General features: G+C 35.2%; 10 protein-coding genes. 1 reads left to right on the top strand and 9 read right to left on the bottom strand.

Going from position 1 to position 11,700, the window contains the following annotated elements; translation table 11 throughout:
- Nucleotides 1-164: 164 nt before the first annotated feature.
- The 7 genes from ACVQ8P_RS07265 to ACVQ8P_RS07235 all read right to left on the bottom strand — a co-directional run bounded on the left by ACVQ8P_RS07265 (nt 165) and on the right by ACVQ8P_RS07235 (nt 6,179).
- Nucleotides 165-830 (bottom strand): ABC transporter ATP-binding protein, encoded by a 666-nt coding sequence (locus ACVQ8P_RS07265; RefSeq protein ID WP_462298548.1) that lies wholly within the window; start codon nt 828-830, stop codon nt 165-167.
- Nucleotides 831-1,892 (bottom strand): FtsX-like permease family protein, encoded by a 1,062-nt coding sequence (locus ACVQ8P_RS07260; protein WP_462298547.1) that lies wholly within the window; start codon nt 1,890-1,892, stop codon nt 831-833. It abuts the gene before it with no gap.
- A 100-nt stretch (nt 1,893-1,992) separates the two neighbouring features.
- The gene (locus tag ACVQ8P_RS07255; protein WP_462298546.1) at nt 1,993-2,949 is read right to left on the bottom strand and encodes a hypothetical protein; all 957 of its coding nucleotides are present in this window, start codon (nt 2,947-2,949) and stop codon (nt 1,993-1,995) included.
- A gap of 128 nt (nt 2,950-3,077) precedes the next feature.
- On the bottom strand, nt 3,078-3,410 hold the full coding sequence (locus tag ACVQ8P_RS07250; RefSeq protein ID WP_462298545.1) for an AzlD domain-containing protein: 333 nt from the start codon (nt 3,408-3,410) through the stop codon (nt 3,078-3,080).
- A gap of 2 nt (nt 3,411-3,412) precedes the next feature.
- Nucleotides 3,413-4,192, bottom strand: coding sequence for an AzlC family ABC transporter permease (locus ACVQ8P_RS07245; protein WP_462298544.1), 780 nt, complete (start codon nt 4,190-4,192; stop codon nt 3,413-3,415).
- A 247-nt stretch (nt 4,193-4,439) separates the two neighbouring features.
- Nucleotides 4,440-4,676: a hypothetical protein gene (locus ACVQ8P_RS07240; protein ID WP_462298543.1), complete on the bottom strand. Its 237-nt coding sequence runs from the start codon at nt 4,674-4,676 to the stop codon at nt 4,440-4,442.
- Between the two features lie 90 nt (nt 4,677-4,766).
- A complete protein-coding gene (locus ACVQ8P_RS07235; RefSeq protein WP_462298542.1) occupies nt 4,767-6,179 on the bottom strand; it encodes an MDR family MFS transporter in 1,413 nt (470 codons plus the stop codon).
- 170 nt (nt 6,180-6,349) lie between these two features.
- On the opposite strand from ACVQ8P_RS07235, the gene ACVQ8P_RS07230 reads away from it, so the two are divergent.
- Entirely contained in the window at nt 6,350-6,955 is a 606-nt protein-coding gene (locus ACVQ8P_RS07230; protein WP_462298541.1) for a TetR/AcrR family transcriptional regulator, read from the top strand.
- 60 nt (nt 6,956-7,015) lie between these two features.
- Here ACVQ8P_RS07230 and ACVQ8P_RS07225 read toward each other — a convergent pair whose 3' ends face one another.
- Both ACVQ8P_RS07225 and ACVQ8P_RS07220 read right to left on the bottom strand, forming a co-directional pair.
- Nucleotides 7,016-10,132 carry a YhgE/Pip family protein gene (locus ACVQ8P_RS07225; RefSeq protein WP_462298540.1) on the bottom strand — a complete coding sequence of 1,039 codons (3,117 nt, stop codon included), beginning with the start codon at nt 10,130-10,132 and terminating at the stop codon, nt 7,016-7,018.
- 198 nt (nt 10,133-10,330) lie between these two features.
- Complete coding sequence (locus ACVQ8P_RS07220) at nt 10,331-11,683, bottom strand: serine hydrolase (RefSeq protein ID WP_462298539.1); 1,353 nt, start codon at nt 11,681-11,683, stop codon at nt 10,331-10,333.
- Between the last annotated feature and the right edge of the window lie 17 nt (nt 11,684-11,700).

The following is an 11,700-nucleotide window of genomic DNA, read 5'->3' as shown; positions in this document are numbered from 1 at the left end:
TTAGAAACTTTTATAGATTTCGCATCAGAATATTTTATACCCTTAAGATTCATACAAAAAAAGGCCTAATCACTAAGTGATTAGAACCTTCATAATATCATTCACCAACAACAGTTGACGAAGAACCAAATAAGAAGCATGCTTTCCTTTTAACCTATTATTCATTATTCTTCTGTTAATTGACCATCTCGCATGAAGAATGTTTGATCCGTATAAGCCAATACATCTTCATCATGTGACACCATAATAATCGTTTGTCCGGTTGCTTTAGTAATATCAGCCAACTGTTGGGCAACTTGCTTAGCTCTGGCACTATCCAGACTAGCCGTTGGTTCATCAGCAAAGATTAACTCTGGCTGACCAAACAAAGCTCTAGCAATTGCGACACGTTGTCTTTGTCCACCTGATAAACTACCAGGATATTGATTTCGTTGATCCCACACGCCTAATTCACGTAACATTGTTTCGGGATTTTTATTTTCTTTTTTAGCATGCATTTTATTCACTAATTCAAATTGTTCTAAAACAGTTAAAAATGGCACTAAATTTGACCCCTGTAAAATAAAGCCAAATTCATTAAATCGTAAACTAGTTCGTTCCTTTTCACTTAATTTACCAATTTCTCGATCTTTGAAATAAATATCGCCTTCACTTGGTCCTTGTAAACTGCCCATAATGGTTAGCAACGTCGTTTTCCCTGATCCAGATGGTCCTGTTAAGCCAATAAACATTCCTGGTTCAACAACCAAATCAATATTTTTAAGCGCTAACTTAGCACTATCACCTTTGCCAAATGTTTTAGAAACGTTAGATAATCGCATTAAACTCATTTAGACACCTCCAATTGCATCAAGTGGATCAACACGTAAGATTTTAAAAATTGAAAATAGTGAGCCCAGAATAATCATCATTAATAAAACAACTGAGAACCCAATAACTAAGAAGGCATTATTTAAAAATGGTACGGCAGCTGGCAAGGATAACGCCGTGGCCACATCTGCAATAATTCCCAATCCAATTCCAGCTAAACCTAACAACGATGATTCCCAGATAAGGCTCTTGACTAAGGTGCTACTTGAAATTCCTTGGGCACGCAAGACGCCGTAAACTGCTGTTTTTTCAATCGTTAAAATGTACATAAAGATGCCGACAATAAACGCAATAATAACGAATAATGCCCCAATCATTAACGTAAAGGTCTTTACTTCAGGACCATATCCAGGAATGTTATTGATTAATTTTTTCATCGTTAATGTCGCAAATTGTTTATCTTTTTTGATTTTGGCCGAATTTTTCAAAACAACGGCACTTATTTTTTTAGACGTATCGTTCGAGCCATAACGCAACATCTGATAATCCGTTAAGCGTAAGTAAACGACTGGTGCTGTTGTATATTTATTCCCAGTCGTTATCCCAACCACTTTATAGACTTGATCTACGTTATTAATCTTTATTTTCTGTCCTAATTTAGTTGCTTCTAACCCATTATCAACAACCACTTCATTAGCCTTTTGTGGCATTCTTCCTTGAACTAATTTGGGCTTCAAAAATTGGTTAAATTGAATACCAAACACACTAATGTCAGCTTTTTTTTCATTACTTCGACTAGCAACACCCATCATTTGTCCTAAATAGGCACGATCAGCACTTGCGCCTGAAATTTTAGGAAGTGTATCCATTTGTATCTCAGAAGATGCTAAATTATCATTCGCATACTGGTCGATAACCACACTATCTGCGTGCCAATTATCAATCGACGAACGGTTATTATTCGCAAGTCCAAAAGCTAATCCCGTTAAGAAAAAAATCAGATAGGATACTAGAAAAATAGTGAAAATGATAAGTCCGTATCGAAACTTGTTATGTTTAATCTCTTTAATAGCTAAGTACATCTAACATTCCTCCTTTTTTACTATGAAATACCTCTTTAATTTTAAGAAAAGAGCATGATTCCCAACAAAACTAGGAATCATGCTCTTACAAATAATTAACTTATTTATAGTCGCGTGCTGCGATAGCTTTAACACTCATTGTTTCTTTAACAGCTTGTTTAATGATTTTAGCAACATCTGAATCACTAAATGCATTAGGATTTACGCCAGCAAATTTAATTGAATCACGTGCTGCCTGAATACGAGATGCTGAGATTTTCTTACCATTGCCATCCACAAACTCTGATGAACTTGTTGTGTATTCGTTTGAACCTGAATACGATTTTGCAGCAGCCTGTTCTTCTGATGTCAATGTAGCTGATGAACTCGTTTTTACACTATCAGCAGGATTACTGTACCCTTTTGCACTAGAAGAATCACTACTACTGTCGCTACTATTACGACTACTTTGTGACGTTACCAAACTTTCTGAACTACTTGTTGGATAACCAATAGTTACTAATTGTTTATCATTATTTTGTTGTAAGGCTGTTGCCTTTTTCTTTAAATCTGAGTAATAACTTTTATCGATATTACTATCTTTTAAAATTTCAGCTAATTTTGTGTTTGATTCTGTATAACTATATTGCGCATTTAAGTTCATTGCAGCATTATAATCTTTTGTAAATGATGCCCGTTTTTTAATCACTGTTGTTAATTCTTTATTTAAATTTGTTGCTCGCTTCTTAATCACAACTGATGCGTCATGGTCTGCTAAAACGACGCTAATTGAATCCTGTGCCTTAGCATACTGACGGGCTTCGACTTTATCGAGAGCCGTCCTATAATGCATCACTTGTAATTTATAAGCTTGTGCTGTTGCATCATTTGACTTTTTTTGTAGTGCAACGTCAAAAGAATTTTCAGCTTTAGTATATTCTGCATTCTTAATTGCAGTTTTACCTTTTTTCATTGCTATATTATAATTTTTTGCAGCTTCTGCATGCTTCGTTAAACCGTAGCCACCGAACATCCCTACGATAACGATTACAACTAGTCCCCATACCCATTTCTTCATCTTAACCACACCTCTTAATATCATATTTAACTTACGGTTATTATATCATGGAATGCCCTTCAACCACTAATTAAAAATAAGAATTCAGTCTCATAGAGAAACTGAATTCTTATTTTTTTAATTTATATTTATAAGATGAGTGATAATAACATTATTGCGCAAAGTCCGAGTACAACGGATAGACCCATTGATCTCGTTCGATAAGCTATCGCAAATACAATTACGGCAGCTATTAATTTTGTTACGTTATCTACACCCACAAATTGGAATTTTGAATTAATAAAAAGGTCTTTAAAAACTAATGCCGAAAATAAAGCAACAGGTACATATTTCATCCATTCATTAAACCATTCTGGAATTTCTCGAGATGAAAAAACTCGTAATGGAATAAATCGAGGTAAATAAGCAACAATTGCAGATAAAACAATTAATAAAAGATGCTCCATTGATGTCATTTCCATAATTATTTTTCCTCAGAAACTTTAGATTTTCTATTTATTGTGTGTCGACTTGCTCTGGGCTTAATCGTATTTAGCAACTTATTACGTTTACCTTTTCTGACGATTTCATGTTCTATAATGAATCCAATAAAAGAGGCTAATAATGTTGCAACAACTAATCCCATTGTACTTTGGAATAGGGCCATAAAGACAATGGCTAATATTCCTGATAGGATACTAATAATAATCGTTAAGTAATTTTTAAGTTGCATGACAATCATATAAATAAATAATGACGTTAATGCAAATTCAACGATACTTAAATCAATTTTTAATCCAGCACCAATTAAACTACCGACAACATTACTCATTGCCCAAAATAGTAATGAATAATGTTCAACCATTAAGGCATCTTTTGGTTTCCATTCTTTATCTGTTGCAAACTTCAAATAATTAACTGCGTAATTTTCATCGTTCATTGATGCCGCAAATATGTATAAGAATTTACGACTAGTCCCTCGAATATATTGCGATAAACTAGCGCCTAATAACGCGTAACGCAATTCAAGGAAAAATAACATTGTCACAATTGAAAGGATTGGTGAGTGAATTGTCAGCATTGATGCAATCAAAAACTGTGCACCACCTGAAAAAACAAGCACGGAAACTAATCCTGCTAGTATCGTATTGAAGCCTGCTGCATGTAATAAAATCCCGCATGCGAGTCCAATTGGAATATAACTCAGGCAAAGTGGCATCACAATTTCGAAAACTGTCAGCCAGCGTTTTTCCTTTTCTTTCACGATAGTCCTCCAATAACATAAAATGGTTTTGCGCTATAAATTATAGCATACATCTATTTTTTAATACTCTTTATTTAATAAATCTAATCAAAAAGTTATCCAATAATGCGCTATTTGCTAAAAATATGTCTGGTTCGACGATACGATCCGTTAAGATTACCATAAAATTTGTATCTATAAATACCCTACCCACAACTAGTTATCTAAAAAAGAGGTTAGCGTTAAATAAGCACGCTAGCCTCTAGTCCTACTTAATTAATTCTAATCCTGCATAATTAATGACAACTTTTTGTTTCAATTCTTCAGCTGTTTCATTCTTAAGAAATTCTTTATCGAATTTAATAATAGCCGAATTTTTTAATTGTTTTTCAACGACGCCAGTAAAGAACTCATTATTTGTTTCGAAGCTAACTCGTGTATCCACTGTGAACGGGGTACCTTTTTCGTTAACTTCAATATTCTTTTCATCAAAATGACTTAACATAATTTGACCTCCTATTGGTTTAAACATTAATATTTATAGTATAACGCTTTTCCACTATTATTACGACTATTAGCATTATCTAAACACAACTTATATTTTGACTTTATGACTTAACATCATGGCCGGAATCAAGATGACGATAACAAGTGCTGTCGACCACATGAAGCCATACTGATACGTATGCGCTAATTGAGCAATATTAGAAACATGATGGTTTGTGTTATACGCTGTCACAGCTGTGGCTAAGACTGCTGTCGCAAATCCAGATCCAATTTGTTGGAACAGATTTGAGCTAAGTGATGCTGCAGCTGAATCTGATTTATCTAACCCAATATAGGCATCTGCCTGAGTAGCCGATTTGATTGCTGAGCCACCAATACCTCGAATGAACATGACTAACGCAATTAATACATAAGGACTCGATGCATCAAAGTACATGAACGGAATTGTTCCAACTAATGTCACAGCTACACCAATGATTGTGACCCAACGAGCACCTAATGAATCAATTAAATTACCAATGGCTGTTCGTGAAACTAACATGCCAATTGATTGTGGAATCAGTGATACTGCAGCAATGATGGTACTTTCACCACGAATATCTTGGAAGAAAAGAGGCAAGAGTAACATAGGCCCTGATGTAACAAATCCTGATAAGAAGATACCTAACATTGAACCTGAAAAGTTACGATGTTTGAATAAATGTAATGGCATAACCGCCTTTTCTTTATTCATTCGTGCATAACCTATATAAATGAACGCAAGCATCATTCCAACACCAACATAAGCTAATGTGGTGGCATTATTAAACGTCCCTTTCGTACTGGCCTGCACCACACCGTACACAATTGTCGTGGAGATTGCGATAAGCAAGGCGACACCGACATAATCAAATGGCATGGTCTTATTCTTTGGTGCAACTTGTGGCACTTTAAGTGTGAGTAATATTGCAGCAACGATAACAACTGGCACATTGACGAAGAAAATCCAGCGCCATGATAGATATTGAACTAACAAACCACCAATAATCGGACCCACCATTGGACCCAGTGTCATTGGAAGACCAATAATGGCCATCATACGACCCATTCTGTTACCACCGACTGAATCAACTAATAACGTAAACATGACTGGCATAAGTAAGCCACCAGCGAAACCTTGAATCAAACGGAAAATAATTAATGACTCGATATTCCAAGAAATACCTGATAATAATGAAGCAACTCCAAAAGCAATTTCTGCCCAAAGATAAACAGTCTTACCTGAGAAACGCATCACTAACCAACTTGAAAATGGTACAGCAGCACCCATAGCCAGAATGAAGCCGGTAACAGTCCATTGAACAAGTGCTAAACTGGCGTAAAAATCGATACTTAATTGGTTAACTGCAATATTAACCATTGTGGAATCTAGCATTGGCGCCATGATACCAAGCACCATAATCCATGACATAATAACCAATTCACGTGGAATTGGATCAAGCTTTGTATTTTTAGTTTTCATATAAAAATCTCCTAATAGTTATTTTAGATACACTGTGTATCTTTCTACGAAAATAACTATAACCTTAATTGCTATCAAAAGCAAGTTTTAATTACATCGTGTATCTATTTTAAGTTCATTCTGTATTTATGTTATACTTAATTCACCTAAAATGAAGGGACTTGAAGACTATGATTGATAACGAAAGAGCAGCTCGTATGACGAAAAAAGAATTGACCCAGGCTATTTTCCAATCGGCTATTACTATTTTGAATGAATCAGGTTATGAAAATGTAACTTTTTCAAATGTGGCACGACTTGCCAAAACAGGACGTCCTGTTCTCTACCGACGTTGGAAAACACCTTTTGATTTGCTTTTAGATGCCGTTACTTACTTCTCTGAAGATGAAGTGACTGACTATTCATCTATTGATTTTTCTGGTGAAACACTTCGTGATAATTTAATTTCGGTACTTAGTCATTTCGATGCATCCCCTCAGTTCATGCGTGCCTTCTTATTTGAACTAGGCCGAGACACCTCCTCTGTTCAAAAATATTCAACTCAAATGCGTCAACAAAATTTATATTTAATGGAACAATTACTATCGCAAGCTCAATTAAATGGCGAAATTCAGCACACTGTCACTGATGATATTAAGCTCTTACCTTTTAATTTATTGCAATACCAAGCCATGATGACACCCAATGATATGACTACCCAATTTGTAACTGATTTTGCAGTCCGGATTGTTGATCACATCGTTTTACCTGCTATTTTGGCACAGCAAAAAGAATAATAACCAAAAAAAATAAGGTCACACAGAAATCAATTCTGCGTGACCTTATTTTTGTAGCACTTATTTTTCTAAATCTTGTAATTTTTGATTATCATCTAGTTGTGATTTACCAGCAAGTCCAATATTTTGGAGAACTTGCATTGCAATCCATAGTAGAACTAATGAAACAACAGCGAAGATTACAAGAACAAAGACACTCGTTCCAATTTGACCACTACCCATTCCAGATGTTAATGATTCACGGAATCCTAAGGTAGAATACGTCATTGGTAAGAAAGGATGAATAGCGTTAAAGAATTTATTCGTCACTTCCATTGGGAATGTACCACCAGCACCACCAAGTTGTAACATCAGAAGAACCATAGCCACGAATCGACCAGGGTTATCGAATGCCATAGCAAGTGCCATAACAAGGTACATCGACGTTAATGAGAAGACTGTTGCAATTAAGTATGTTTCAGCAATACTGTTTGCTTGTAATCCGAAGATAAGCATACCAGTAACTTCAATAACCGCCATACCAATGGCAACAACTGTTCCGATAGCAACTTTACTCCAGAACCATGCAGTTGCTGATTGACCTTCTGTTGAAATCTTACGAATTGGGAAAGCAAAGTTAAAGACGATTGCCCCAACATATAACGCAAGTGAAAGAACATATGGTGCTAAAGCATGTCCGTAATTAGGGACATAACTATAGTTCTTATGTTTCAAGTCTGAAGGTGCAGCAAACATTGAAGCTGTTTTATTAGTTGCTTTAATGCCGTTTACAGTATCTGAACCTGTTTTAAGTGCAGTAGCTAACGTTTTTGAACCCTTTTTAAGTGATTTAGAACCATTACCCAATTTATCTGAGTTATCATCTAATTTTTGAGTACCATCAGCTAATTGGCTAACACCTGAAACAAGTGTTGGTACTTGATCATTCAAGCTAACTAACCCATTTGACAATGTATCTGATCCAGTCGCTAATTGACCAACGCCTGATGTCAATGCTGGTACTGAACTGTTCAACGTTGTTAATCCTGTACTTAATTGACCTGAGCCTGATACTAGTGCACCACTATTTTCTGCCAATTGTGATGAGCCATTTGCTAATTGACTTACTCCTGATGTCAAGGTTGGTACTGAACCATTTAATGTTGATAGGCCTGTACTTAATTGACCTGAGCCTGATACTAAAGCACCACTATTTGCTGCCAATTGTGATGAACCAGTATTAGCAGTTGAAACACCAGCAGTGTACTTTTGGACACTTGGAATCAATCCAGGTGTCTTGCTTGTTCCATTTAATCCAGTTTTAATTTGGCTTAACCCATCATTTAATAATTCTGTTGCTTGGATAGCACCCATAGTAGATTGTGTATTTCCTTGTTGTGTTAATCCAGTTTCAACAGTTGTCAAACCAGCGACTAACTGAGTAATCGCATTACTTGAGAGATTCAGGACTTTCCCACCGGCTGCTAACTTAGCAACGCCTTCTTTTAATTCTTGTAACTTAGGTATTAATTCTTTAACAACTGCTAATTGAGTTTGAATATCTTTCAATTTATCGCCATTATCAGTCAATGGTGTTGTCATATCAGATAAATCTGTTTTAATTGCTGCAGTATTGCTTCCTGATGCATTTAAACTAGTACCTGCAATTGTAAGATTATCTCCTAATCCTTTTATAGAATTAGCAATATCTGTTGCCATTGTTGGATCTGATTTTACTAATTCAGCAAAATCTTTTGATTGCGTAAATGCTACTAATGCAGCCATATTACTTTTTGAATCTTTTAACTGTTCAGCAACACTAGATGTCTCCGTTGTACTATAGAGATGATCATTTAAAGAACTTAATTGTGACCCGGCATCAGTTGCTTTAGCAGCAACTAATTTTGTATTAGCCCCAATTTGAGTCAAGTCTGCTGTTAGTTTGTCAACATCAATATCGGGTGCATCTGCACCATTTAATTCAGAGTTTAATTTTGTTATTCCAGCATCTAATGCTGTAAGACCTTCTGTTAATTTTTTTTCATTAGTTGTATTATCCGAACCAACAGTAGTTAGATTTTTTAATTTATCATTAATTTCAGTAGCAGATTTTTTTAAACTTGCAGTTAATGCTTGATTACCTGCTTGAACTTGTGTAACACCTGTTCCCAACTCACTTGTTCCAGCGTTCAATTTTTTAGAATTTGAACTTAATTCTCCCAAACCGTCATTTAATGAAGAAACACCATTCGTGTACGTCTTAACACCGCTTGCCAATGTTGTTGAACCATCATTTAACTTCGTAACGCCTGATGCTAGTGCACCAGTGCTTCCATTCAATGTTTGTAATCCGGTATTAACAGTGCCAACACCATTCGTGTACGTTTTAACGCCACTTGCCAATGTTGTTGAACCATCATCTAACTTCGTAACGCCTGATGCTAATTCGCCTGTACTTCCATTAAGTTTCGATAATCCAGCACTTAATGAACCCGCACCTGTTGTTAATTTTTGAACGCCATTTTTTAATGGCACAACACTCGTTGATAATGTTTGAACACCATCGTTAACAGTGCCAACACCAGTAATATAGCTATTTAACCCATCATTCAATGTTACCGTACCATCAGATAATGTTTTTGAACCAGTTGCAGCTGTCTTAAAGCCTTTACCGATTGTTTTAACTTGATCAAAAATAGCCGTTGCGTATGATTTCGTAACTGATTCTCGAATTTGACTATTTAGTTGTTTTGCTGCTGCTTCACTAATAACTTCACCAATGTAGTTACGTGATGCATTGGTATCGTAAGTGATTTGCATTTTCTTAGGATTTGTATCCAACAATGTTGCAGCGTTAGAAGAGAAGTTTTCAGGCAACGTAATAGTTGTATAGTACTTGTTGTCTTTCATCCCCTGTTTAGCTTGTTTTTCGGAAACAAATGTCCACTTCAATTGGTGGTTACTCTTCAACTCTTTCACAAGTTGGTCCCCAACATCCAAGGTTTCACCGTTATATTTAACGGATTTATCGTTGTTCACAACCGCTACTGGTAGCTCACTTGTTTTACCATATGGATCCCAAACTGATTTCAAGAAAAAAACAGCATATAGAATGGGAATGAGCATAATAACGATTGTTGAAAGAAGAATAAGTTTATTCTTTCCAACAAATTTAAATTCATTTTTGATCATTTTCATTGAAATTGGTGCCCCCTTAGTTAATTATCTTTACTTATATAAACTTTTATCGATACGTTATAATATACATCAAATGTCCACGAAGGACAAATTTTTTTTACTTTTTATTTTCTTTTTAATGTTTCTTTAATTTCGTGCCACTAACTTAACCTAGATAGACAAAAAAATCATCTTAAAATACAGATGATTTTTATTGGTTTAAAATAGATTTTTGAAGAAGTTAGCAGTTGCTCGCCACATAATAACGAAAACATTCGCTTTTTCAATTGCTTTTTCGTTTGTTCCAACAACAGAAAGTGATTTTGCGCCATCAACATAAGTTAATGCATTATCTTTACCCGTTAATTTAAGCGTACCAATATTACTGTTAGCCTTAATTGGTGCTTCTAATCCTGTCTTTTTAACTAATTTTTCATTTTTTGAAACTTTAGCTGAAATAACACTCTTAACTGTTTCGCCTTTTTTTAACCAAACTTTTTGGTCAGATTTAAGCGTTACTTTTGCTGTTAATTTTTTACCATGGAATACAGGTAAACTATCGGCATTTTTAAATGTCGTACCAGCTTTGATTGTTTTAACATTAAACACATCAAAAACATATGACATAATTTTTTGTGTATCTTTAAAACGACTCACATCTGTCTGACTTTTGTGCGATGATCCTAAAACCACCGTAATAATCCGATGTCCGTCTTTTTTGACAGTCCCTGTGAAACATTCACCCGCTTTATCTGATGTCCCTGTCTTCAAGCCATCAACAGGTAATTCAGTATAAGCCTTAGCTAAACCAGGTAACATCCAGTTCCAATTTTCCATTAAAGTTTGGTCAGATGTGCCTTTATCGAAATATTTACGTTTAATACTGGTTGTTTTCAAGACTTCTGGGTATTTTTTAAGTAAATTTTTAGCGATGATTCCCATATCTTTAGCTGTCAATGCATTTTCATCTGACTTAGCTGAACCAGGGTAACGATCATTTTTACTAATATCACTATTTGTTAATCCAGATACATTATAGAGTTTTGCGTCTGTAATACCCCATGACTTAACTTTTGCGCGCATTAATGTAACGAAATCTGCTTGTGTTCCAGAAACTTGATGAGCCAATGCCATAATAGCACCATTAGCTGAATAAATTAAACTGGCATCATACAATTCTTTAACTGTATATGTCTTCGTTTTACTCAATGGCACATTTGACAATGAGGTATCCTGACTGATTTTATAAGAATCATTATCAATTTTAACTTTTTGATCCCAAGTTAACTTACCACTTTTAATTTGGTCCAAAATAATATCAATCGAAACTAATTTCGACATCGATGCAATCGGTAAGACCGCATCAGCATTCTTTTCATAAATAACCTGACCCGTATCTGCATCAATTGCTAAAGCGGCTTTTGCCGTTAAGTTAATCGCAGTTGAACTTGTTGTTGCTGCTGCTGATACTTGTTTAACATCGTGAAGTCCCATTGCTGTGACCCCAGTAAATAATGCTGCACCTGAAATAAGGCCAATTACGAATTTCTTTGTCTGTTTTAAAAATGTCATTTTCCTTTACCCTCTAA

This window comes from Dellaglioa sp. BT-FLS60 (assembly GCF_054941065.1).
This window is presented reverse-complemented; position numbering and strand designations above follow the sequence as displayed.